This is a genomic window from Kribbella sp. NBC_00709 (assembly GCF_036226565.1).
GTDB lineage: Bacteria > Actinomycetota > Actinomycetes > Propionibacteriales > Kribbellaceae > Kribbella.
Window position 1 is genome coordinate 5487292 of the sequence record NZ_CP108996.1, and the last position, 23344, is coordinate 5510635.

Annotated in this window: 21 protein-coding genes; 12 read left to right on the plus strand and 9 right to left on the minus strand. The window is 69.5% G+C overall.

Annotation, left to right across the window (positions count from 1 at the left end):
* Nucleotides 1–147 precede the first annotated feature (147 nt).
* From OHA18_RS27095 to OHA18_RS27115, 5 genes are all read right to left on the minus strand, one after another.
* Entirely contained in the window at nt 148–1470 is a 1323-nt protein-coding gene (locus OHA18_RS27095; protein ID WP_328998118.1) for an HAD-IA family hydrolase, read from the minus strand.
* Between the two features lie 10 nt (nt 1471–1480).
* Nucleotides 1481–2824, minus strand: a complete 1344-nt coding sequence (locus OHA18_RS27100) for a M28 family metallopeptidase (RefSeq protein ID WP_328998119.1) — start codon at nt 2822–2824, stop codon at nt 1481–1483.
* The gene (locus OHA18_RS27105; RefSeq protein ID WP_328998120.1) at nt 2821–3000 is read right to left on the minus strand and encodes a hypothetical protein; all 180 of its coding nucleotides are present in this window, start codon (nt 2998–3000) and stop codon (nt 2821–2823) included. The genes OHA18_RS27100 and OHA18_RS27105 overlap by 4 nt, the downstream gene beginning before the upstream one ends.
* Nucleotides 3001–3110: 110 nt before the next feature.
* On the minus strand, nt 3111–5414 hold the full coding sequence (locus tag OHA18_RS27110) for a M43 family zinc metalloprotease (protein WP_328998121.1): 2304 nt from the start codon (nt 5412–5414) through the stop codon (nt 3111–3113).
* A 183-nt stretch (nt 5415–5597) separates the two neighbouring features.
* Nucleotides 5598–6605: an alpha/beta hydrolase gene (locus OHA18_RS27115; protein ID WP_328998122.1), complete on the minus strand. Its 1008-nt coding sequence runs from the start codon at nt 6603–6605 to the stop codon at nt 5598–5600.
* A 69-nt stretch (nt 6606–6674) separates the two neighbouring features.
* Here OHA18_RS27115 and OHA18_RS27120 point away from each other — a divergent pair, with 69 nt between their 5' ends.
* On the plus strand, nt 6675–7217 hold the full coding sequence (locus tag OHA18_RS27120) for a hypothetical protein (protein WP_328998123.1): 543 nt from the start codon (nt 6675–6677) through the stop codon (nt 7215–7217).
* On the opposite strand, the gene OHA18_RS27125 is transcribed toward OHA18_RS27120, so the two are convergent.
* The 4 genes from OHA18_RS27125 to OHA18_RS27140 form a co-directional block, all read right to left on the minus strand.
* A complete protein-coding gene (locus OHA18_RS27125) occupies nt 7214–8197 on the minus strand; it encodes a GNAT family N-acetyltransferase (RefSeq protein WP_328998124.1) in 984 nt (327 codons plus the stop codon). The two genes, OHA18_RS27120 and OHA18_RS27125, sit on opposite strands and share 4 nt — an antisense overlap.
* Nucleotides 8198–8296: 99 nt before the next feature.
* The gene (locus OHA18_RS27130; protein WP_328998125.1) at nt 8297–9175 is read right to left on the minus strand and encodes a prephenate dehydratase; all 879 of its coding nucleotides are present in this window, start codon (nt 9173–9175) and stop codon (nt 8297–8299) included.
* Between the two features lie 39 nt (nt 9176–9214).
* Nucleotides 9215–10012: a lysophospholipid acyltransferase family protein gene (locus OHA18_RS27135; RefSeq protein ID WP_328998126.1), complete on the minus strand. Its 798-nt coding sequence runs from the start codon at nt 10010–10012 to the stop codon at nt 9215–9217.
* A 62-nt stretch (nt 10013–10074) separates the two neighbouring features.
* Complete coding sequence (locus OHA18_RS27140) at nt 10075–10569, minus strand: hypothetical protein (protein WP_328998127.1); 495 nt, start codon at nt 10567–10569, stop codon at nt 10075–10077.
* A gap of 120 nt (nt 10570–10689) precedes the next feature.
* Here OHA18_RS27140 and OHA18_RS27145 point away from each other — a divergent pair, with 120 nt between their 5' ends.
* From OHA18_RS27145 to OHA18_RS27195, 11 genes are all read left to right on the plus strand, one after another.
* On the plus strand, nt 10690–12930 hold the full coding sequence (locus OHA18_RS27145; protein WP_328998128.1) for a M64 family metallopeptidase: 2241 nt from the start codon (nt 10690–10692) through the stop codon (nt 12928–12930).
* A gap of 101 nt (nt 12931–13031) precedes the next feature.
* Nucleotides 13032–13532 (plus strand): anthrone oxygenase family protein, encoded by a 501-nt coding sequence (locus OHA18_RS27150; RefSeq protein ID WP_328998129.1) that lies wholly within the window; start codon nt 13032–13034, stop codon nt 13530–13532.
* Nucleotides 13533–13557: 25 nt separating this feature from the next.
* The gene (locus OHA18_RS27155; protein WP_328998130.1) at nt 13558–13755 is read left to right on the plus strand and encodes a hypothetical protein; all 198 of its coding nucleotides are present in this window, start codon (nt 13558–13560) and stop codon (nt 13753–13755) included.
* Between the two features lie 13 nt (nt 13756–13768).
* A complete protein-coding gene (locus OHA18_RS27160) occupies nt 13769–14596 on the plus strand; it encodes a TIGR03936 family radical SAM-associated protein (protein WP_328998131.1) in 828 nt (275 codons plus the stop codon).
* A gap of 155 nt (nt 14597–14751) precedes the next feature.
* Complete coding sequence (locus OHA18_RS27165; RefSeq protein ID WP_328998132.1) at nt 14752–18168, plus strand: Rne/Rng family ribonuclease; 3417 nt, start codon at nt 14752–14754, stop codon at nt 18166–18168.
* A gap of 170 nt (nt 18169–18338) precedes the next feature.
* Nucleotides 18339–18656, plus strand: coding sequence for a 50S ribosomal protein L21 (gene rplU, locus OHA18_RS27170; protein ID WP_329006167.1), 318 nt, complete (start codon nt 18339–18341; stop codon nt 18654–18656).
* A 12-nt stretch (nt 18657–18668) separates the two neighbouring features.
* Entirely contained in the window at nt 18669–18929 is a 261-nt protein-coding gene (rpmA, locus tag OHA18_RS27175) for a 50S ribosomal protein L27 (protein WP_130381076.1), read from the plus strand.
* Between the two features lie 186 nt (nt 18930–19115).
* Complete coding sequence (gene obgE, locus OHA18_RS27180) at nt 19116–20687, plus strand: GTPase ObgE (protein ID WP_328998133.1); 1572 nt, start codon at nt 19116–19118, stop codon at nt 20685–20687.
* Nucleotides 20687–21799, plus strand: coding sequence for a glutamate 5-kinase (gene proB / locus OHA18_RS27185; RefSeq protein ID WP_328998134.1), 1113 nt, complete (start codon nt 20687–20689; stop codon nt 21797–21799). Before obgE ends, proB begins: the two co-directional genes overlap by 1 nt.
* A gap of 97 nt (nt 21800–21896) precedes the next feature.
* Nucleotides 21897–22100, plus strand: coding sequence for a hypothetical protein (locus OHA18_RS27190; RefSeq protein ID WP_328998135.1), 204 nt, complete (start codon nt 21897–21899; stop codon nt 22098–22100).
* Nucleotides 22097–23341 carry a glutamate-5-semialdehyde dehydrogenase gene (locus OHA18_RS27195; protein ID WP_328998136.1) on the plus strand — a complete coding sequence of 415 codons (1245 nt, stop codon included), beginning with the start codon at nt 22097–22099 and terminating at the stop codon, nt 23339–23341. The genes OHA18_RS27190 and OHA18_RS27195 overlap by 4 nt, the downstream gene beginning before the upstream one ends.
* The last annotated feature ends 3 nt before the right edge of the window (nt 23342–23344 follow it).

Below are 23344 nucleotides of genomic sequence, written 5' to 3' on the forward strand. Positions count from 1 at the left end.
CCCCGCGGACGTCTCAGGGGTCAACCCCGGAGGTGGTCGGTTTGGGCCCCTGTATTCCGAGGGCTAACCGGCAAGCTGAGGGGTTGACCCCTGAGACGTCCGCGATCAGTTGCGGGAGTACGCCGGGATTGCGCGGCCGTCGCTCACTCAGTTGCGGCCCGTCGAGCCTTTCGAGCCTGCTGAGAGGAGCAGGTCGGTGAGCAGTACGTCGTCAGCGCTGCTCAGAACCAGGTCGGCGGCTGCGACTGCGGCGGGGGTGACGAACGGATTGGGTACGGCGACCGCGAACATTCCGGCCGCCTGCGCCGCAGCCACGCCGTGTGGAGTGTCCTCGACAGCGATCGCCGACAACCCGGGTACGCCGAGACGCTGCAGCGCGAGCTGGTAGATCGCCGGATCGGGCTTGTGTGCCGTGACCTCGTCCCCGGTGACGACCTCGTCGAACAGGTCGACCGCGTCGACCCGCTTGAGGTGACCGACCACCCAGTTCCGCGGTGAGCTGCTGGCGATGGCGACTCGGAGGCCCAGCTCCCGGGCTGACGAGATCCAGCCGCGGATCCCCGGCCGGAAGTCGAGCTCCTTGTGCAGCCGCTCCCGATGGGCGAGCCGGCGCGCATGGCTCTCGTCCCGGTCGAACCCGGTCCCGACCGCCGCCGCGAGGACGGCGTACCGCTCCTCGCTGATGTCGCCGCCGTGGCCCGGCCAGAAGCCGTCGAGGCTCAGCTCGAGACCGTGGTAAGCCCACTCGGTCTGCCAGCTCTCGACCATCGTCGTCTCGGTGTCCATCAGCAGACCGTCGAAGTCGAACACGATCGCCTGCGCGTCCGTCGGCACCAGCCGGGTCGCCAGCTGGTGGATCTGCGCGACGCTCAGCCCGAGGCTGCCCAGATACCCCCGGACGCCACCGAATCGCTCGTCGATGAACTCGAGCGACGCGAGGATGGTTTCCGGCCGGGATCGCGAGAATTCAGGGGCCTCCAGCAGACCGAGGTTGGTCTCGCTGATCGCGTAGTCCGCAGCGATCTGCGAGCGGGGCACACCGACGAGGTCGAGCAGCACCGCAACCGTCAGGCCGGTCCGGTCCTTGCCGGACTTGCAGTGCACGACGACCGGCCGCTCCGCCGGCGCCTCGGCGATCGCGGTGAAGATCCTGCCGATGTGGGCCGCGTTCCGGGTCAGGCTGTTGCGGTACACGTCGACCAGCTCCGGCTCGGCGGCCGAGTCGCGAGTCGCCTCGGCCACCGGGTCGATCCACGAGATCCGCTGGTACGCCGGACTGTCCTCGAGCGGATGTGGCTGCTTCAACTCCCAGTCGGAGCGCAGATCGAGCACCAGCCCGGCGCCGACCGTCTCGAACTCGGCCAGCCCCGCGGCGTCGATGCACTCGCTGCGGAGCAGAGCCCGCGCACGCGTCGGCACGCCGTACCGCGTCGGAAGTCCGCCAACGTCACGCGCATTCGGGCTCCACATACATGTCAGCTTAGGCGGTGTCCGGTGATCCAGCGGACACCGCCTGGACACCACCTCCTAGCGACTCGAAGTCGCTCCAGTTTCCGTCGAAGGCCTTGTGGTGCAGGGCGGAGTCCATGCCGACCGCGAACACGTCGATCCGGCCGGGGCCCCAGGAGACCACTGAGCCCGCTGGTTGTGGACGGCGTCGCACCGCGGCCGGTTCGAGCCAGCCGGCCAGGGCGGCGATGTTCATCCGCAGGATCTCCGTGGCCAGCGACCAGTCGATGAAGTTCAGCGTGTCGTTGGCGGAGTGGATGTGGCCGTTCGCGCTGTCCCCGCCCTCGATCGTCAGAACGGCCGGTACGCCGGCGTTGATGAACGGGACGTGGTCGCTGGCGAACGGGTTCAGCGAGGTCTCGACCGTCAGCCCGGTGTACGTGGCGGCCGCGGTCGCGAGGGCGGCGATCTGCGCTGACGACACCTGTGCGCCTTCGAGCAGCACGCCCGGTGTCGCGGTGTTCTTGGTCCCGATCATGTCCATGTTGAGTACGGCGCGAATCCGGGACCGCTCCGCCGGCGGCAGCGCGGCGACGTACTGCTTGCTGCCGAACAGGCCTTCCTCCTCGCCGCCGAACAGGATCAGGCGAATGTCGTGCTGCCAGCTGCGCGTGGACAGCAGGCGGCCGAGCTCGAGTACGCCGGCCGAGCCGCTGCCGTTGTCGTCCGCGCCCGGGGACGTCGCGGCCGGACCGCCCGCGATATTGATCGAGTCCAGATGCGCGGTCACGACGACCAGTTGGCGATCGGTGCCGACGCCGGGCCGATCGCCGATCAGGTCCGCCGAGTGGCCGGCGCCGACGGTGATCGGCATCCGGGTCACCTGGTAGCCGAGGGCAACCATTCGGTCGGCGGCCAAGTCCATCGCCTGGGTGAACGTCGTACTCAGCGAATGCCTGGTCGGAAGGCTCGCCAGCCAGGTCAGGTCGCTCTGGTACGACGTCGTGGACACGTCCCGGACCAGGTCCGCGACGACCGGGTCGGCCCGCGCGGCGGAGACCGTCTGATTGTCGACGACCGTCGTGTTCGGGCGGAGCGGCTCGATCCGCCAATGATGGTTGGACCGCCGACGGGGTTTGTCGGCAGACGAGATGACCAGATGCCGGCCGTGATCGAGCAGCGGCACGACATCGGGGTAGTCGTCCTGGAAACTCCGGCCCACCTGCGTGACGAGCAGCAGACCGGGAGCGGTCCGGGAGGCCCGGCCGAGGCGTTGGTCGGCCGGGACCCAGAGGAGGGTCTTGTCCCCGAACCGCGCCGACCGCGCGCCGCCAGCGGCATCCACGGTCGGTACGACGAGATAGCGCACATTCATTGTTGGTCCTGCCAAGCAATCTCGAGTCGATCGGGCGCCGAGGACACGATCCGCCCGGTCCCGTCCGGGAGGTGCAGGCGGCCGGCCGGGTCCCAGCGCCCCGGCGGGCCGGGGGAGGGGGCGTCACCGCGGCCGATCATCAGCGGTGCGAACGTCCCGTCCGGGCGGAACTCCACCCCCCGCCGGCCACGGGCCGGTGGGAAGGCGAAGTCGTCGCGGCGGTAGACGCTGATCCCGTCGTGGTCCTCCTCGAAGGAGTGCGTCCAGCGCCCGGTCGGCGTGGTGGTCAGGTCCGTACCGCCTGTCCGATCGAGGCGGGCGAATCAGGAACCGTGACCCTGAAGTCGCTGATGGTCCCGCCGAGTCCTTCGTACCCGGTCAGCGACGGTCCCCAGGCCGATCCGTCCCACCACTTGTGGTAGAGCTGCTTGTCGGTGCCGGTGACGAACACGTCGAGCCGGTTCGTGTCCCACGAGACCACGCGTGGCTCGTCGGTGCAGATCCCGCCCATGTACTCGTACCCGGTGACGGACGGTCCCCAGGCGGTCCCGTCCCACCACTTGTGGTAGAGCGCGGAGTCGGTGCCGAGCACGAACACGTCCAGCCGGTCCGAGCCCCACGAGACCACGGTCGGCGCCGTCGTACACACGCCGCCCATGTACTCGTACCCGCTCCACGACGAGCCGTCCCACCACTTGTGGTACAGCGCCGAGTCGGTGCCGATGACGAACAGGTCGAGCCGGTTCTCGCCCCACGCCACCACCCGCGGGGGTGAGGCGCAGACGCCGCCGAGGTACTCGTACCCGCTCCACGACGAGCCGTCCCACCACTTGTGATAGACCGCGTTGTCCGTGCCCAGGACGAACGTGTCGAGCCGATCGGGGCCCCAGGCAACCACTTCCGGTGGGCTCATGCAGACCCCGCCGAGGTACTCGTAGCCGTTCCAGGACGAGCCGTCCCACCACTTGTGGTACAGCGCCCGGTCGGTGCCGAGGACGAAGGCGTCCAGCCGGTTCTCGCCCCAGGTGGCCAGCCGCGGCGGGCTCATGCAGACGCCGCCGAGGTACTCGTAGCCGTTCCAGGACGAGCCGTCCCACCACTTGTGGTACAGCGCGTGGTCGGTGCCGAGGACGAACGCGTCGAGCCGGTTCGGGCCCCAGGACGCGACTTCAGGAGCACTCATGCAGACACCACCCAAGGACTCGTAGCCGGCGACGGACGGTCCCCAGGCCGATCCGTTCCACCACTTGTGATACATCGCCAGATCGGTGCCGAGCACGAACGCGTCGAGCCGGTTCGCGCCCCAGGAGACCACCGAGCCGGCCGGTTCCGGCGTACGGTCGGAGTCGATGAACGGCAGGTCCTGGCGGACGGTGTCCAGCGTCGCCTGCATCCGCGCCACCTGGTCGGTGGTGAACATGACCATGCCGCGGTCGTCGGTGTAGTCCATGTAGTCGTAGAACAGGTCACCGTTCGGCCCGTTGCTGCACGTCACGTGCGGGAACGTCGGTACGCCGAAGTTCGGGCCGGCCGCGTTCGGGGTGTCGGCGCATTCGTCGGTGCCGCTGCAGCCGCTGCCGTCGTCGCCCCAGATGTGGAACAGGTTCAGGTAGTGCCCGACCTCGTGGGTCGCCGTCCGGCCGAGGTCGAACGGCGCCGCCGCCGTACCGTTCGTGCCGAACCCGCTGTGCAGGATCACCACGCCGTCGGTGTTCGCCGGACCACCCGGGAACTGCGCGTACCCGAGCAGACCGCCGCCAAGCTGACACACCCAGATGTTCAGGTAGCGGGTGGTGTCCCACGGGTCGATGCCGCCGGTCGCCGACGACTTCACCTTGTCGTCGGTGCCGAAGCCCGTCGTACTCGTCTGGGTCCGGGTGACGCCGGTCGTCGGGTTCCCGTTCGGGTCCTCGGTCGCGAGGAAGAACTCGACCCGCGAGTCCGCGATCAGGCCGCTGAACACGCCCGGCACGATGCTGGTGTCCGGGTTGGTGGCCCGGTAGTCGCGGTTCAGTACGTCGATCTGGCTGTCGATCTGGGCCTGCGAGATGTTCTGGGCGTTGGTGTTCCAGACGACGTGGACGACACACGGGATCCGAGCGGTCCCGGCGAGACGTTCCTGGCGGGAGACGTAGTCCATCGTCGCGGTTTCGAGTGCGGACCGTGCCGCGGCGTACGCGGGGTTGGTCGACAGCAGTCGCCGGTGCACATCCATCACACCGCACTGCCTGCGAGTCGGGAACTCTGTTCGCCCGTCCGCGCCGCTCATACCGGCACCACTGGCCTGGCCGCCGCCCGTCATCCCCGCGCCTGCAGGCGATCCGCCGCCGCCCATGTCCGCCGCGGGCGATCCGCCGCTGCCCATGTCGGCTGCCGGTGACCCGCCGCCGCCCATGTCTGCGGCGGGCGATCCGCCGCCGCTCATCGTCGTACTGCTCGAGGCCGGTGCCCCAGTCATCGGCATGCCGTCCGCCGCGGGCTGTCCGTTCGCGGCGTGCCCGTTCGTGACCTGCTCGGCGGCCGGGACCTCGCCCGGCATCCGGTGGTCGTCCGGGTGCTTGTCCGCTCGCCCGTTGGCCTTCCTCGGCATCTCTCCCCCTTCCGGCGGGGGCGCACGAGCAGGTCGGCGTACGCGCGCCGAACCGAGAAGATTCACCCCCAGCGCACCCCTCGACCGAAGGCGGTCCATACCGCCTTCCCCCACCGAACAGTCGGCCCCCAAGTCACTGTTCTGCGTTTCACCTTGCTCCCATAACCGCTTGCAGACAAGGCTTCAGCGGACGTGGAGTGCACTGAGAAGCATCGGCAGCGAACTGTGCAGCTCGCGTTGCCAGTAGAGCCAGCCGTGGGTGCCGGGGCCGTAGAAGTTCGTGGTGACGTGCTTCGCGCCGACGCGGGCGAGTTGGGCTGCCAGCGCATGGTTCTGCCGGTTGAAGTCGGCCTCCAACGCATCCGTCTTGCCTGGCGGATCGAACGGGCCGGCTGTGCCGTCGCCACAGGACAGGTAGACGGGCAGCGACTTCAGCTTCTGCGCAAGGTAGTACGGATCGTGCGCGGCCCAGATGCCTCGCTGCGCGACCGGGTCGCCCCAGACGCGGAGCGGGTCGTTTCCCTGTCCGGCGAAGAATCCCATGATCCGGTTGACCGACTCGTCGTTGAGCAACGGATGCGCCGACCCGGAGTACGCCGCGACCGCGCGGAACATGCCGGGATGCCGCGCGGCGTACAGGAGCGCGCCCTGGCCGCCCATCGAGAGCCCGGCCACGACGCGGTTGCTGCTCGCACCCCAGCCCTGCTCGAGGAGGTGCCGCAGCTCGACGGTGTGGAAGGTCTCCCAGGCCGGGTCGCCGCCGGCGCCGTAGTTCCACCAGTCGCTGTACCAGCCGTTCCAGCCGGCCTCCGGCATCACGACGAGGACCTTGCGCAGTTCGGCGATCTGCGCGATGTCCGTGCCGGACCAGGAGGTGTAGTCGCCGCAGCAGCCGTGCAGCAGCCAGAAGGTGGGCCAGTGCTGGTTCTTGGCTTTGGGATTCCAGCCGTCCGGGGTGAGCAGGCGGACCTTGACGATCCGGTTGCCGAGGGCCGGGGATCGCACGGACAGGTCGGTGAGGCGATCCGCGACCTGCGTAACCTGCACGACCTCGGCGCCGCTCGACCGGACGGCCGGTGCGACGGGTGCCGCCGGGCCGGGCGGAGCGGCGTACGTCGGAGTGAGCGGCGAGAACGCGAGCACGATCGCGGCGATGAGCAACCGGATCGGCGAGGACTTCGTCAGCGACACAATCTCTCCCAGGGTGAGGGCGGAATCACCGGGCGTGAAGAAGCTAACCCATACCGCACAATGTGCGCTATGCGCCAAGAGCTGTCAGTCCCGTTCGAGACCCGGGCTCACCGCGGGCTGATCTCGGTGCGGGTCGTGCCGAACGACGACCCGTGGGCGTCCGGGCATCAACTCGTCGTACCCGGTCTGAACGCCGAGGCCTTCCGGGGCTTCCCGATCTGCACCGCGCCGATCCGGTACCACGGCCACGGCCTCAACGCGATCATGGGCTGGATCCAGGTCGTCGCGCGCGGGTCCGACGTCTCGGTCGATCTCGCGCCGAACCTCGACGCGACCGACCCGTTCTACGCGTACGGCTACCTGCCGACGTTCTTCGATGCGCCGGCCAACCCGGACCATCCCGACGGGACGTGGCGTGCGGACACGTTCCTCGTCGTCGTACCCGACGTGATCCGCTCGCGCACTGTCGTGCCGATCGCTGCGTTCACGTGGGGGTACGAACTGCGGTCCGGGCGGCCGACGGTGCTCGATGTCGCTGCCATCGCCGCGGCGGACTGGCACGGGCATCGCGACGTGCTCGCGGCCAACCACCCGGCGTGGAGTTTCGCCTAGAGGACCCGCTCCCACATCGTCCGTTGCGCGACCGGGCGGAATCCGAGCTTGGTGTTGACCGCGATCATCGGGGTGTTCTCCGGCGCGTTCCAGGTGTGGAGTACGGCGGGGCGCGCGACACCGGCCTGGATCGCGCGCAGGTTCGGGGCCTTGACCGCGATGCCGAGACCGTTGCCGCGGTGGGTACGGCGTACGTAGGTGTCGTACTGGTTGAGGCGGTCCGGGGTTTCCGGCGTACCGCCCATCTGGGTGTACGCCGCCAGCTCGCCGGACGTGGTGTGAACGGCGGCTGTGGTGTACGTGAACCGCCCTTGAGCCACCCGCCGGGCCTCGGCGTCCCGCACCAGCTCCGGCGTCCACTGCACGGGCTCGTCCGTCCGGTCGCCGGTCGGCACGTCCTCGCTCATCCCACTCAGCAACTCCACGAACTGCTCGAGCCACTCGTCCGGCGCCTGCTCACGCCACTGGACCAGCTCGTACCCGTCCACCGGCCGCCCGAACGCCGACAAGTCCACGGGCAGCTCAACAACCTGATGCAACTCGGCATGCTTCTGCTCGAACCCCCGCGCCGCCGCGAACGCTGCACCCGGACTGTCACCCGTCACCGGATCGCCCGCCATGTTCGTCCCCGACAGGATCCGCCGTCCCTCCGCCCGCGCCCGCTCGACCGCCGCCTCCAGCAACCGACTGGCAACCCCACGCCGCCGGTACTCCGGAACCACCGCAAGCTCGATATCCACCGTGTCGGTATTCCCCACCAACCACCAGTCCAGCCAGGCAATCCCCAGCCAGGTATCCCCATCCACCAACCCGAGCCCGTCGGCCCGCACATCAGCATGCGACCCAGCCATCACCACCCGAGCCTCCTCAACCCCCAACCCCACCGGAAACTCGAGCTCTTCCTGCCGAACCCCGAACTTCACCTCGTAGAACCGCCGAAACACGTCAGCGTCCTGTCCGTCCACCGCAATAATCTCCACCCGCGCACCCTATGCGCCCACGTCCGAACAACCACGCGCACATGCCACCGAGCGGCGACCGGGAAGCACGCGGGGCTGACTACACCCCGAAACAACCGGTCAGTGGTGGGGACGGAGGGCGCGGTTCGCGGCGGGTTCGGCGATCTGGGTGCGGAAGGGATGCGACGGGTAGACCCCGAGCACGCGCACCTCGACGGAGAAGAAGGCCAGCTCCTCAAGAGCCAGCGCGACGTTCGGGTCCTCCGGGTGCCCTTCGATGTCGGCGTAGAACTGGGTGGCGAAGAACATGCCGCCCAGCTGGTACGACTCCAGCTTCGTCATGTTCACGCTGTTGGTGGCGAACCCACCGAGCGCCTTGTACAGCGCGGCGGACACGTTCCGCACGCGGTACACGAAGCTGGTGATGACCGGACCTGAGCCGACCGGCGGGACCTCCGGCTCGCGGGACAGGACCAGGAAGCGGGTCGTGTTGTGGTGCTCGTCCTCGACGTCGGACGCGAGCGTCTCGAGGCCGTACAGCTCGGCGGCCGCACGGGGCGAGAGCGCCGCGACCGTCGGGTCGCCCAGCTCGGCGACCTCGCGGGCCGCGCCGGCGGTGTCGTCGGCCACGACCGTCGACCAGCCGTGTTCGCGGATGATCTTGCGGCACTGACCGAGCGCGTGCACGTGGCTACGGACGGTCCGGATCTGGTCGATCGACGTACCGGCGGTGGCGAGCAGCTGGAAGTGGATCGGCAGGAAGTACTCACCGACGATATGCAGCCCGGACTCCGGCAGCAGGTGGTGGATGTCCGCGACCCGCCCGGCGATCGAGTTGTCGACGGGGATCATCGCGAGCCCGGCGCGCCCGCTGCTGACTGCCTCGAGCGCGTCCTCGAACGTCGTACAGGGCAGTTGCTCGCGCTCGGGGAACATCTCGGTGCACGCCATCGCCGAATTGGCGCCTGGCTCACCCTGGTATGCGATCGATCCGTCCACGGTCTACCAGCCTAGACCCCGGACGTCTCAGCAGACGGATCAGGTGTCCGTCTTGCGGACCTTCTCCGGTGCGCCGGTGACCGCGCGGCCCTCGAGTGCCTTGGCCTTGGTGGCGTACATATCGATGTACTCCTGCCCGGACAGCTCCATGATCTTGTACATGATCTCGTCGGTGACGGCCCGCAGGATCAGCCGGTCGCTCTCCATCCCTTCGTACCGCGAGAAGTCCAGCGGCTCGCCGAACTTCACCGTGGGGGAGGCGAACGACGCGACGACCTTGCCGGGCGGCGCGACCACGTCGGTCCCGATCACGCCGCACGGGATCACCGGCACCTTGGCCTCCAGCGCGAGGCGGGCCACGCCCGTCCGGCCCTTGTACAGCCGCCCGTCGTGCGACCGCGTCCCCTCCGGGTAGATCCCGAACAGCTCGCCGCGCTCCAGCACCTTCATGCCGGCCCGCATCGCGCCTTCGGAGGCCGAACCGCCGGACCGGTCGATCGGCACCTGCCCGGTGCCCTTGAAGAACCCCCGCTGGAACCGGCCCTTGATCCCGGCGCCGGTGAAGTAGTCGGACTTCGCGACGAACGTGACCCGGCGCCGCAGTACCAGCGGCATGAAGATCCAGTCGGAGTACGAGAGGTGGTTGCTGGCGATGATCGCCGGGCCCAGCTCCGGGATGTTGTCGGCACCGACCACGTTCGGCCGGAAGATGCGCTTCACCGGTGGCCCGACCACCACGTTCTTCAGCACCCAGTAGATGCCCTTGCCGTCGCCGTCACCGGCATCCACGACCGCAGGGTCCGGCTCCCGCCGCGGCGACTGTGCCGGTTCCGTCATCGGATTCCTTCCTCACGCGTTCCCCGAACCTTCATGATGCCGTACGGCACCCCGGATCGGGATCAATCGCCCTGGGCAGGCCTGAAGTGTGCCTTGACGTCGGGGCGGTTGGCGAGGACGAAGGTGGTGATCAGTACGACGATCTGGAGGCCCTGGCCGATGCTCATCCAGACCGGATTCTGGCCGGACGCGATGTAGTACACGTTGAGCACGGTCACCACGATCGCCACGAGACGGATCCGCCGGTACGACGAGCGCTTGCCGTGCCGCAGTCCTTTGATGATGCGCAGGTAGACGAGCAGGATGATCAGCGCCGTGATGGGCCGCGACCACAGCGCCCACGACAGGCTGGTCCGGACCTGGTCCCGGACGGCCGGATCGGGTGAGTCGTGGTTCGGGGCATGGGCGAACTGGTAGTTGAGCACGCTGTGGTGGAAGACGGCGACGAGGACCGCGATGAGGATGCTCAGGCCGAGGTAGATCGCCACCAGGCGGATCACCGGACGCATCACGCGCTCGCGTTCGACGGCGATGGTGTCGTCAGTTGGATTGGTCATGAATGCAAGTTAGTGCCGGTGCCGGGGCATCGTGCTGGGTCGCCACGCGGAAGCCGCTGACATCGTGGCGTACCCCTTCGTAAGCTGCTGACCACACCGTCGCCCAGGTGGGGGAGAACCATGCGCACCAAGGTCCTGACCGCGGTACTCGCGCTGCTCGCCGGCGCACTCGTCACGATGCCGGCCAGAGCGGCAGCGCCGGACGCGACCGTCGTGCCGATCCAGGTGACCGGTCCGGCGGCGTCGCGGTTCAACCTGGTGGTGATGGGCGACGGTTACACCGCGGCCGAGCTGCCGAAGTTCCGCGAGCAGCTCGACAAGCACCTGAACATCCTCTGGAGCATCGAGCCGTTCAAGTCGTACCGGAACTACGTCAACGTCTACGCCGTCGAGATCGCCTCCCCGGAGTCCGGCGTCGACTGCGATCCCGGCCTCACCTCGCCGCAGCGCGACACCCCGCTGCAGATGGGTTTCTGGGGCGGTTGCAACCCGGGCAGCGTCCAGCGCCTGCTGACGGTCAGCTCGGCGGCCGCGACGCAGTACGCCGATCTGGTCCCTGGCACCACCTCCGCCAACCGCCAGATCCTTGCTATCGGCAACAGCGACACCTACGGCGGGGCGGGCGGGACGTACGCGACCGCGTCCGGCGGGAACGCGCTGTCGGCCCTCATCACGCCGCACGAGCTCGGCCACTCGCTGGGCGGACTGCAGGACGAGTACGACTACTACGCCCGCGGCGAGCGCGGAGCGCCGTACGCCGGTCCCGAGCCGTCCTCGATCCACCACACGTTGCTGACCGAGCAGCAAATGCTCGACCAGCACGCGAAGTGGTACCGCTGGCTGGGGGAGCCGTCGGAATCCGGTGGCACGATCGGCCGCTACGAGGGCGGGATGTACGCCGGATCAGGCGTCTGGCGGCCCAGTGCGCACTCGATGATGAAGGCGCTCGGCTACTACTTCGACCAGGTCGCGCGCGAGCGGATGACCCAACGACTCTCGGCCAAAGCGAACCTGTTCCAGGACAGCACGCCCGTCGGCGCGGTCGCCGGAAACCAGGTCATCTGGCTGCAAACCCTGCATCCGGTCGACCATGAACTGACGGTCTCCTGGGCCGTGGACGGTACGACGCTGCCGACCGCGAACGCCCGAGCCGTCGACCTCTCGACCCTGCACCTCACCGCCGGGAAACATGCCCTGACCGCGACGATCGTGGACCCGACCACGTTCATCCGCGATCCCGCCGTACGTCCGACCGCCACGCGCTCGTGGACCATCGACACCGCCCTGACCGCGCAGCCGCCGACCGGTACGCCGACGTTCACGGGATCGACCTCGACCGAGCATCCGGTGAGCGCCGACGAGGTCGTGTACGCCGAGACCACGCAGGCGAAGGCCCCGATCACCTGGCAGGTCGACGGGCAGACTGTGGCCAACCCAGGCAACGACCGGGACTTCGAGCTCGCGCCGTTGAAGCTGACCGGCCGGCACGCGCTGACCGCGCGGACGGGTACGTCGACACTCACGTGGACCGTCGACGGCGTCGAGGCGGTCGTCACGCCGGCGATGTCGAAACCCCTGCTCACAGTGCAGAAACCGACCGGGCCCGAATACGTGTACAACGACGCCTTCACAATGGGGCTCACGGCAACGGACGACAGCCCGGGGTACGTCGTACCGGAGTTCCGCGTGGACGGTGACGGTTGGTACAACTACTACGGCTGGCCGACGGATGCGTCCGCGCCGTTCAAGTTCACGGCTGAGGGGACCGAGATCGACCAGCTCGTGTACGGCAAGCTCGGCGTACCGCGGGTGGTGCCGTGGGACGACGTACCGCCTGGATACGGGCGTCATCAGGTCGAGTACCGCGCAATCGATGCCACCGGCAACATTGCGAGCCCGCGCCGCTTCGCGGTGACGCTCCTGCGCCCTGCGCCGGTCTGCACCACGACGATCAGCGGCACGCGCAACGGCCCGCTGTACCTCCGCTCCGGCGTCACCTGCCTGACCAACGCGACCGTGAACGGTCCCGTCCTGGTCGCGGCCGGTGCTTCACTCGTGGCGACCGGTTCAAGAGTGTCCGGTCCGGTCCGCGCGGATCAGGCCGCGGACCTGCAGCTCCTCCGCTCCACCGTCGCAGGCCCGGTCGCCGCCGATCACGTCAGCCGGAGTGTGGTTGTCGTCGGAAGCACGGTCCAGGGGCCGGTCTCCGTGACCAACAGCTCGACCGCACAGCCTCCGGCCCTGGCCGGAAACACCGTCAACGGTCCGCTCGCCTGCTCGGCCAACGCTCCGGCGCCGACCGATCTCGAGGCGCCGAACACGGTGTCCGGGCCCCGATCCGGCCAGTGCGCGAGGCTCTGAGCCGAGCAGACATGGACGTGAGTTTCGCCGACATGTCCCCGGCGGCGCCGTTCTCCTAACTTTTCTGGTGCGGGGAGTTCCCGCCGTACAGAAGGAGTGAGATGAACGGACTGCGGGTGGCGTCCCTGATGGCGGCCACGATGACCACCGGCCTGGTGGCCGGCGTCTATGCGATCTATGCGAACGCGTTCATGCCCGGTCTGGCCAAGACCGACGACAAGACGTTCGTCGGGGCGTTCACCGCGGTGGACCGGGCGATCGTGAACCCGCTGTTCCTCGGCCTCGGCTTCGTCGGCGCGCTGCTGTTCGCGCTGCTCGCCGGCCTGCTCAGCCTCAAGGAGAAGGCGCTGCCGTGGATTGCGGTCGCGTTCGTGCTGTACCTGGTCTCGATGATCCTCACGGTGGCGGTGAACGTCCCGCTGAACGACGCGCTGAAGGCCGCCGGCGACCCGGCCACGATCGATGTCGCGGCAGCCCGGGCCGCGTTCGACGAGGCGAAATGGGTGGCCTTCAACCTGGTCCGCACGATCCTCGCCCTACTCTCGTTCGGCCTCCTCGGCTGGGCCCTCTACCTGACCGGAAAGTCCGCCGCCCAGCCGTGAGCTACTGGCCCTGGCGGAAGCGGACGTGGAGCTCGCAGAACTGGTCGGCCAGCTCCGCCGAGGTCGCGTAGACGATGTGGCCGAGGCCGACCCGGCCCTGCGCGGACCCAGCACCTCACCCAGCACCTTCCCGTCGCCGCCGACCAGGACCGAGCCGAACGGCCCGTCGATGGCTTCCTCGTCAGGCATGTGCCCGGCGTTCTCCCCGGGGCACTTCGCCTGAGAGGATATGAGCCGTGCCACCAGTTCAAGCTCCGCCGTCACAGCAGCTTCCCGCGGTCCAGAAGCTGCGGGTGCGGTTCGCCAAGCGCGGGCGGCTGCGATTCAGCTCACACCGCGACTTCCAGCGGGCGTTCGAGCGCGCTGTCCGGCGCGCCGAGCTGCCGGTGGCGTTCTCGCACGGCTTCAGCCCGCACCCGAAGATCTCGTACGCCGGCGCCGCGCCGACCGGAGCCGCCTCGGAGGCGGAGTACCTGGAGATATCGCTCACACACGAGCGGGACGCCGACCAGGTCAGGGCTGCGCTCGACGAGGCCCTGCCGCCCGGGCTGGACGTGCTCGAGGTGGTCGTCGCCGGGCCCGGGTCGCTGGCCGAGCAACTGGAGGCCAGTGAGTGGCGGATCGCGTTGCCGGGGGTGGATCCGGAGCCGGCCGCGGCAGCGGTGGCGGCGTTCCTGGCCCGGGAGGAAATTCTGGTCGAGCGCATGACCAAACGAGGGGTTCGCTCGTTCGACTGTCGGGCCGCCGTTCTCCGACTCACCGTCGCGAGTGAACCGGGGTCGGTTGAGACGTGTGCGATACTGCAAGTGGTGTTACGGCACGGAACCCCGGCCGTGAGACCCGACGACGTTCTCGCCGGCGTGCTCGAGGTAGCGACGCTCACGGTGACGGGCCCGGCTCTTTTGACCAGGCTCGCCCAGGGCCCGCTCACCGCGGACACCGGCATGGTGGAAGACCCGCTCGCTCGTGACCGCGACGCCAACCAGGCGACCGCGACCGGCCAGGCAGATCCCCGCCAGACGCACACAGCGGAGGGCGACGCCGCCGCTCCCTCTGTGCCCTGAGCGCGGGCGGAGCGGATCCAGCAGGCTTCCGCCACGCGGCGGCCCCGGGCAGATTTCCGGGCCGGGCGCGGCGAACCGTGACCGCCTTGTGGCCGCGCCGGACCCGTGACAGGGGTCGCAGGATGCGCCGGAGGGCTTGAGGAGACCCGCACTACATGCTCGACAACGAGCCGACCACCGAGGCAGCCGACACGGCTGCCACCGCCCAGCCCGCCGCCACCCGCAGGACCGCGAAGAAGGCGCCGGCCGCGAAGAAGACCACCACGACGCGCAAGCGCACGGTGAAGACCGCCGAGTCGGCGGTCCCGACCCAGTCCGACGCCCAGACCGCCGATCCGGCGCCGGCGCCGGCCAAGAAGACGGCAGCCAAGAAGGCCGCCGCGAAGAAGACCACGGCCAAGAAGGCCGCGGCGAAGGCTCCGGCCAAGAAGACCACCCAGCGCGCTGCCAAGAAGGCCGCGGACCAGGAGATCTTCCCGCAGTTCGTCCCCGACGATGCGGCCGAGTCCACCGACGCCGCCCCGGCGGCGAAGAAGACCACCCGCAAGCGGACCACCAAGAAGGCCGCTGCCGAGCCGGCCCTGCTGACCGCAGACTCCCCGGTCACCGACGGCCCGGTCGCCGACGCCGAAACCACCGCCGGCACGCCGGACGCCACCGCCTCCAAGCGCACGTCCCGTCGCCGTACCACCAAGACCGCCGAGTCCGGCGCGAACGCCGACACCAGCACCTCCGCCGACTCCGGCGCCACGTCCCGCGGGCGGGGCGGACGGAGCCGTGGCGCGGTTGACGCCAACTCCGGCGCGACCGCGGACCACGCCGGTTCAGCCTCCGGCCCGGCTGCAGCTTCCGATGCGCCCGCCGAGGAGACGAGCACCCGGCGTACCCGTCGGCGCGCGGCCGCCCCCGCGGCGGTCCTGTTCCAGGCACCGACCGGTGGCCCGCAGCAGACTGCACCTCAGCAGCCCGAGCCGAGCGCCCCGGCTGAGGTCACCTCGGACGCGACCCCGGAGCCGGGGACCGACGAGCAGCCGAGTGGCAACCGTCGTCGCCGGAGCCGGCGTAACCGCGACGCCGAGGCCCGTGAGGTCGAGGTGGCCGAGGAGAGCACGGACGCCCAGTCGCAGGCCGTGAGCGCCGCCGATGACACCACCGAGCCGGCGCCCGAAGACAAGCCCGCGGGCCGGACCAGGCGGAGGTCCTCAAGCAGGTCCACCGAAGCCGCCGGCGCCCAGAGCCGCGCCGCCGAGGCAGACGCCCCAGCCACCGAGACCGCTGACGCGGAGGCCGACGTCGAACTGGACGCCGCGGCCGACGGTCAGGCGGAGGACGGCGAGGAAGGTGGCGAGGGCACTCGCCGCCGCCGGCGTCGTCGTGGCGGCCGTCGCCGTCGCAAGTCTGGTGACGGTGCCGACGACAGCGCCGACGAGCAGTCCGACGACGAGGACGAGCAGGACACCCAGGACGCCGAGCAGGACGCCGACGCGTCCGACGACGCCGACAGCGACGCGGCCGACTCCGACGAGGACGGCAGTTCGTCCCGGCGCCGCCGCCGTCGCCGTCGCCGCAAGGGCGAGGACAGCGTCGCGTCCCCCGACGACCCGGACGAGACCGTCGTCCGCGTCCGGGAGCCGCGCAGCAAGACCGTGAACAACGAGATCACCGCGGTCGAGGGTTCGACCCGCCTGGAGGCGAAGAAGCAGCGCCGCCGCGAGGGTCGCGCCGCCGGCCGTCGCCGCGCGCCGATCGTGACCGAGGCCGAGTTCCTGGCCCGCCGCGAGTCGGTCGAGCGGACCATGGTGATCCGGTCCCGCGACGACCTGACCCAGATCGCGGTCTCCGAGGACAACGTCCTGGTCGAGCACTACGTGACCACCGCCGAGCAGACGTCGCTGATCGGCAACGTGTACCTCGGCCGCGTGCAGAACGTGCTGCCCAGCATGGAGGCCGCGTTCATCGACATCGGCAAGGGCCGCAACGCGGTGCTGTACGCCGGTGAGGTCGACTGGGCGACCCTTGGTGGCGCCAACGGTCCGCGCAAGATCGAGCAGGTGCTGAAGTCCGGTCAGTCGGTGCTGGTCCAGGTGACCAAGGATCCGATCGGCCACAAGGGCGCCCGCCTCACCAACCAGATCAGCCTGCCCGGCCGGTACGTCGTGTACGTCCCGCGCGGCGGCAACGGCGGCATCAGCCGCAAGCTGCCGGACACCGAGCGGAACCGGCTGAAGACGATCCTCAAGGACATCGTCCCCGACGAGGCCGGCGTGATCGTCCGGACCGCCGCCGAGGGTGCCTCGGAGGAGGAGCTGACCTCCGACGTCAGCCGCCTGCAGGCCGCCTGGGAGGACATCGACAAGAAGTCCAAGAACGGTCAGGCCCCGCAGCTGCTGTACGGCGAGCCGGACCTGCTGATCCGGGTCGTCCGCGACCTGTTCACCGAGGACTTCGCGAAACTGGTCATCTCCGGCGACCAGGCCTACGAACAGGTCCGTGAGTACGTCGCGGGCGTCGCGCCGCACCTGGCTGACCGGGTCGAGAAGTGGGCCGGCGACAACGACGTGTTCGCCAACTTCCGCATCGACGAGCAGATCAAGAAGGCGCTGGACCGCAAGGTGTGGCTGCCCTCGGGTGGCTCGCTGATCATCGACCGCACCGAGGCGATGACCGTCGTCGACGTGAACACCGGGAAGTTCACCGGCTCCGGGGGCAACCTCGAGGAGACGGTCACCAAGAACAACCTGGAGGCGGCCGAGGAGATCGTCCGGCAGCTCCGGCTCCGCGACATCGGCGGCATCATCGTCATCGACTTCATCGACATGGTGCTCGAGTCGAACCGCGACCTGGTACTGCGTCGCCTGGTCGAGTGCCTGGGCCGCGACCGGACCAAGCACCAGGTGGCCGAGGTCACCTCGCTCGGCCTGGTCCAGATGACCCGGAAGCGGATCGGCACCGGCTTGCTCGAGGCGTTCAGCGAGAACTGCGACCACTGCGGTGGCCGCGGCCTGATCCTGCACGACGAGCCGAAGGAGTCCCGCCGCCGCGACAGCCGCAACGGCCAGAGCAGCGGCCAGGGCAATGGTCAGGGCAATGGTCAGGGCAACAGCCAGAGCAACAGCAACGGTCAGGACCACGGCAAGTCCGCGCCGGCGGAGGAGGGCGGCCGGAAGAGCTCGCGCCGCCGCCGGGGCAAGGGCCGCGGCGAGGAGGAGGCCACCGAGGCCGAGACCGCGCAGCACACCGCCGACGCCGCCCAGAAGCTCGCGCAGATCGCCGCCGCCACGGTCAAGAAGGACGACGAAGGTACGCCGGAACCCACCGGCTACCCGGTGTCGGCTGCCGACGAGGAGCACGTGAGCCCGGAGGCGACCGGCTTCCCGGCCGAATCCGCCGCGGCGACGACCCTGATCACCGAGACGCCGGCCGGCTCCGAGGCCGGGGCCACCGAGGCCGACGCCGCCCCGAACGGCGCCACCAAGAGCACCCGGCGGCGGCGCAGCAGCCGCAGCCGGAGCAAGACCACTACCGAGAGTGAAGGCGCGGACCCGTCCGAGCTGGTCACGACCGGTAGCTGACGCGATGTGATGTGGGTCCCGTTGCAGGCGGGGGAGTCAGTTTGACCCGTCTGTGAGGGGACCCGTAAACTTGGGCGTCGGCGCGCGTTCAGCGTGCCATGTTTGTGTGGGCCGCCAGGTCTGTGCAGGCCCCCGTAAGTTTTCCGAACCAGCAGAGAGTGAGATCCACGGTGTACGCGATCGTGCGCAGTGGCGGCACCCAGCAGAAGGTCGCCGTCGGCGATGTCATCGAGATCGACAGCCTGACGGACAAGGTGGGCGACACCGTGTCCCTGCCGGCAGTCCTGGTCGTCGATGGCGACACCGTGACGACCGACTCTGCGGCGCTGGCCAAGGTGGCCGTTTCGGCTGAGGTTCTCGGCCGCACCAAGGGCCCGAAGATCACCATCCTCAAGTACAAGAACAAGACCGGTTACCGCAAGCGCCAGGGGCACCGTCAGCACTACACCCAGGTCAAGGTCACCGCGATCGACGCGAAGAAGAAGTGAGCTGATCTCGAGATGGCACACAAAAAGGGAGCGGCCTCGACCCGCAACGGTCGCGACTCCAACGCGCAGCGCCTCGGCGTGAAGCGGTACGGCGGTCAGCTGGTCAACGCCGGCGAGATCATCGTCCGGCAGCGCGGCACGCACTTCCACCCGGGCAACCTGGTCGGCCGTGGCGGCGACGACACGCTGTTCGCGCTGGCCGAGGGCCACGTGGAGTTCGGCACGCGCCGCGGTCGCCGCGTCGTCAACATCGTCCCGGCCCCGGCGGAGTAACACCGCCACCCGGACGTTTCAGTAAGCTCTGCAAGGGGCGGGTCGCGGAATTCCGCGGCCCGCCCTTTGCGTTGGAATCGAAGTTGTACCTGCGTGCAGGCAGAACCCCGCGAAACGAGCTCGTTCCGGGCCGAAAACGCCGGTTTCGCCTGCGTGGCGGACCACCCCCACAGGAAGTAGACACCGATGGCAATCCCCAGCTTCGTCGACCGCGTGACGGTGAATGTCGCCGCGGGCCGCGGCGGAAACGGCTGCGCCTCGGTGCACCGGGAGAAGTTCAAGCCCCTCGGCGGCCCCGACGGCGGGAACGGCGGTGACGGCGGCAGTGTGATCCTGCGCGTCGACCCGGACGTCACCACCCTCGTCGACTACCACCGCTCCAGCCACCGCACCGCGACGAACGGTGCCCAGGGCAAGGGTGACCACCAGGCCGGCAGCAACGGCGGCGACGTCGTCCTGCCGGTCCCGGACGGCACGGTCATCAGTTCGCCGGACGGCGTCGTCCTCGCGGATCTCGTCGGACCGGGCGCGGAATTCGTCGCTGCCCAAGGCGGCAAGGGTGGTCTCGGCAACGCGGCGCTGGCGAGCAGTGCCCGCAAGGCTCCCGGGTTCGCGCTGCTCGGTGAGGAAGGCGAGGAGCGCACGCTCGTCCTCGAGCTGAAGGTCGTCGCGGACATCGGCCTGGTCGGTTTCCCGAGTGCGGGCAAGTCCTCGCTGGTGGCCGCGATCAGTCGCGCCCGCCCGAAGATCGCCGACTACCCGTTCACCACCCTGATCCCGAACCTCGGCGTCGTGGTCGCCGGTGACGTCACGTTCACCGTCGCCGACGTACCAGGTCTGATCGAGGGTGCGAGCGAAGGGCGTGGCCTCGGGCACGACTTCCTGCGGCATGTGGAGCGGTGTGCGGCCCTGGTGCACGTCATCGACTGCGCGACGTACGAGCCGGGCCGGGATCCGCTCAGCGACCTCGACACGATCGAGGCCGAGCTGGAGGCGCACGGTGGGCTCGAGGACCGGCCGCGAATCGTTGCCCTGAACAAGATCGACGTACCCGACGCGCGCGAGATCGCCGACATGGTGCAGGCCGAGCTGGAGCAGCGCGGGCTGCGGGTGTTCCCGATCTCGACCGCTTCGCACGAAGGCCTGGAGGCCTTGAAGTTCGCGATGGCCGAGATCGTCGTCCGCCGGCGCGCGGAGCAGGAGAAGCCCGACACCACGCGGATCGTGATCCGGCCGCAGGTGCAGGGCGGGCCCGAGTTCAAGGTGAAGAAGCTGCCGCACGACGACGGCTGGCTGGTGCAGGGCGCGAAGCCCGAGCGCTGGGTCCGGCAGACCGACTTCGCGAACGCGGAGGCGACCGGGTACCTGGCCGACCGGCTGAACCGGCTCGGCGTCGAGGAGGAGCTGCTCAAGCTTGGTGCGAACGCCGGCGACGCGGTCGTCATCGGCGACGGCCCGAACGCGATCGTGTTCGACTTCGCGCCCGACATCCTCGCCGGTGCGGAGATCCTGGCCCGGCGCGGTGAGGACCATCGCCTCGAGGAGGACCGCCCGGCGGCCCAGCGGCGGCGGGAGAAGGACACCGAGTACCACACCAACAAGGGTGTCCGGACCGACTACAAGCAGGAATGGGCCGAGGACGAGGTGGACCTGTCCCCGGCCGAGGCGAAACGAGCAGCGGTGAAGGCGGAGAAGCTGGCGCGCAAGGAAGCGCGCGAGCTCGAAGCGGCGGAAGAAAGCACAGATCAGGACTTCTGATGGAAGCTCGCGCGGAGGTCCTTGCGGCCACGCGAATCGTCGTGAAGGTCGGCTCGTCATCGCTGACCCAGCGCGGCAAGATCGATCTCGAACGACTCCGGCTGCTCGTCGACGCCATCTCGGCGCGCCGGGTGGAGGGGGCCGAGGTCGTGCTCGTCTCCTCCGGTGCGATCGCCGCCGGGCTGGCGCCGATGGGGCTACGGGCTCGACCGCGTGACCTGGCCACGCAGCAGGCCGCTGCCTCGGTCGGGCAGGGCTTGTTGATGGCCCGCTACAGCGATGCGTTCGCGGCGCACGGGTTGCGGGTCGGGCAGGTGCTGCTGACCGTCGACGACGTGACGCGCCGCAGCCACTACCGCAACGCGTACCGAACGTTCGCGCGGCTGCTCGAGCTGGGCGTCGTACCGATCGTGAACGAGAACGACACCGTCGCGACCACCGAGATCCGCTTCGGCGACAACGACCGGCTGGCGGCTTTGACCAGCCATCTCGTCCATGCCGATCTGTTGCTGCTGCTCTCCGACGTCGACGGCTTGTACGACGGGGATCCGCGCAAACCCGGGACGTCGATGGTCACCGAGATCCGCGGCGCCGCCGACCTGGAGCCGCTCGCGATCGGCAAGTCGGGCTCGTCCGGTGTCGGCACCGGCGGCATGCAGACGAAGGTCGAGGCGGCCGCAATCGCCACCGAGGCAGGGATTCCGGTCGTCCTGACTTCGGCGGCGCGGGTTGGCGAGGCCCTTCGCGGCGACCCGGTCGGCACGCTCTTCCACCCGACCGGCCGACGCCGCAAGACCCGCCTGCTGTGGCTGGCGCACGCCACGTCCGGCCAAGGCGTACTGCGTTTGGACGAGGGAGCCGTCCGCGCCGTGACGCAACGGCGGGCGTCGCTTCTCCCGGCCGGGATCTCCGCTGTAGAAGGCAATTTCTCTGCTGGTGACCCCGTCGACCTGGTCTCGCCATCGGGCGTCGTCATTGCCCGCGGTCTGGTCAACTACGACGCCTCCGAGCTGCCCGACCTCCTGGGCCGATCGACCCGAGACCTGGCCCGCGAGCTGGGCGCGGCGTACGAGCGCGAGGTAGTCCACCGAGACGACCTGGTCCTATTGTGAAGAAGGTCGCCTGGGGGTTGCTCGCGGCGTGGATCGTCCACGATCTCGAGGAGCTCGCGACGATGCCGTCGTACTCCGCCGCTACACACCGGGCCTGGTGACGACGCCGCTCGTCGTGATCCCGTTCAGCGTGTGGGCCTGGAGGCGGCTGAAGGCGGACGGCGTACCGATCGCGCCGAGCGACCGCCGCCTCAACATCGCGCTCGCCGCCGCCGTACCCCTCGCGCATGCGATCGCCCGCCTACCACGGTTGAGACGGCAGGACCCGGACGGGAACAACGGACCTAGGATGAGTGGATGAGCGAGATCATCGAGCTGGCGCGGCAGGCGCGGGAGGCGTCGTACGCCTTGGCCGACGCGTCGCGGGCGACGAAGGACGCGGCGCTGCACGCCATGGCGGCGGCGTTGCGCGAGCACACCGACGCGATCGTCACGGCGAACGCGAAGGATGTGGCGGCGGCGCGTGAGGCCGGTACGCCGGAGTCCACGGTCGATCGTCTGGCGCTCAACCCGGCCCGTGTCGACGGGATGGCGGCCGGGCTCGAGCAGCTCGCCGGGCTGACCGACCCGGTGGGCGAGGTCGTCCGCGGGTACACGCTGCCCAACGGGCTCGAGCTCCGTCAGGTTCGCGTACCGTTCGGCGTGGTCGGCATCATCTACGAGGCCCGTCCGAATGTGACTGCCGACGCCGCGGGCATCTGCCTGAAGTCCGGCAACGCCGTACTGCTCCGCGGCTCGTCCTCCGCAGCCGCGTCCAACGACGCGATCATCGCCGTACTGCGGGACGCCGCCGAGTCGACCGGACTGCCAGCGGATGTGATCCAGGGCGTGCCGACGGATCGCGCCGCGGTCAAGGAACTGATGCAGGCTCGCGGGCTGGTCGACGTACTGATCCCGCGGGGAGGCGCCGGCCTGATCCAGACTGTCGTCGGCGAGTCGTCGGTGCCGGTGATCGAGACCGGTGTCGGCAACTGCCACGTGTACATCGACGCCGACGCGGATCTCGAGCTCGGCCTGGAGATCCTGCTGAACTCGAAGACGCAGCGGCCCAGCGTCTGCAACGCGGCCGAGTCGCTGCTGGTTCACGCCGCCGTCGCCGACGAGTTCCTGGCCCGCGCCCTGCCCGCCCTCGCGCAGGCCGGTGTCACTGTCCACGGCGACCCGTCGGTAGTTGCTGCTGGCAAGGATATTGTCGCGGCGACCGAGGAGGACTTCGGGACGGAGTACAACTCGCTCGATCTGTCCGCTGCCGTGGTGGATTCTCTGGAGGCGGCCGTCCAGCACATTCGCCGGTACAGCTCGGGGCACACCGAGGTGATCATCACCCGGTCGCAGGCGGCGGCTCGGCGTTTCACGCAGGCGGTGGACTCGGCTGCGGTTGTCGTCAACGCCAGCACTCGCTTCACCGACGGTGGTGAGTTCGGGTTCGGCGCCGAGATCGGCATCTCGACTCAGAAGCTTCATGCGCGCGGGCCGATGGGGCTGCCCGAGATGACCTCCACGAAGTACATCGTCACCGGCGAAGGCCAGATCCGGATCTGAACC

Excerpts from the sequence above, each read along its gene's own strand:
- OHA18_RS27195 (WP_328998136.1), top strand. The coding sequence starts at position 22,097 with ATGAGCGAGATCATCGAGCTGGCGCGGCAGGCGCGGGAGGCGTCGTAC.
- OHA18_RS27145 (WP_328998128.1), top strand. The coding sequence starts at position 10,690 with ATGCGCACCAAGGTCCTGACCGCGGTACTCGCGCTGCTCGCCGGCGCA.
- OHA18_RS27095 (WP_328998118.1), bottom strand. The coding sequence starts at position 1,470 with ATGTGGAGCCCGAATGCGCGTGACGTTGGCGGACTTCCGACGCGGTAC.
- proB (WP_328998134.1), top strand. The coding sequence starts at position 20,687 with ATGGAAGCTCGCGCGGAGGTCCTTGCGGCCACGCGAATCGTCGTGAAG.
- OHA18_RS27120 (WP_328998123.1), top strand. The coding sequence starts at position 6,675 with ATGCGCCAAGAGCTGTCAGTCCCGTTCGAGACCCGGGCTCACCGCGGG.
- rpmA (WP_130381076.1), top strand. The coding sequence starts at position 18,669 with ATGGCACACAAAAAGGGAGCGGCCTCGACCCGCAACGGTCGCGACTCC.
- OHA18_RS27150 (WP_328998129.1), top strand. The coding sequence starts at position 13,032 with ATGAACGGACTGCGGGTGGCGTCCCTGATGGCGGCCACGATGACCACC.
- OHA18_RS27100 (WP_328998119.1), bottom strand. The coding sequence starts at position 2,824 with ATGAATGTGCGCTATCTCGTCGTACCGACCGTGGATGCCGCTGGCGGC.
- OHA18_RS27110 (WP_328998121.1), bottom strand. The coding sequence starts at position 5,414 with ATGCCGAGGAAGGCCAACGGGCGAGCGGACAAGCACCCGGACGACCAC.
- OHA18_RS27165 (WP_328998132.1), top strand. The coding sequence starts at position 14,752 with ATGCTCGACAACGAGCCGACCACCGAGGCAGCCGACACGGCTGCCACC.
- obgE (WP_328998133.1), top strand. The coding sequence starts at position 19,116 with ATGGCAATCCCCAGCTTCGTCGACCGCGTGACGGTGAATGTCGCCGCG.
- OHA18_RS27140 (WP_328998127.1), bottom strand. The coding sequence starts at position 10,569 with ATGACCAATCCAACTGACGACACCATCGCCGTCGAACGCGAGCGCGTG.
- OHA18_RS27135 (WP_328998126.1), bottom strand. The coding sequence starts at position 10,012 with ATGACGGAACCGGCACAGTCGCCGCGGCGGGAGCCGGACCCTGCGGTC.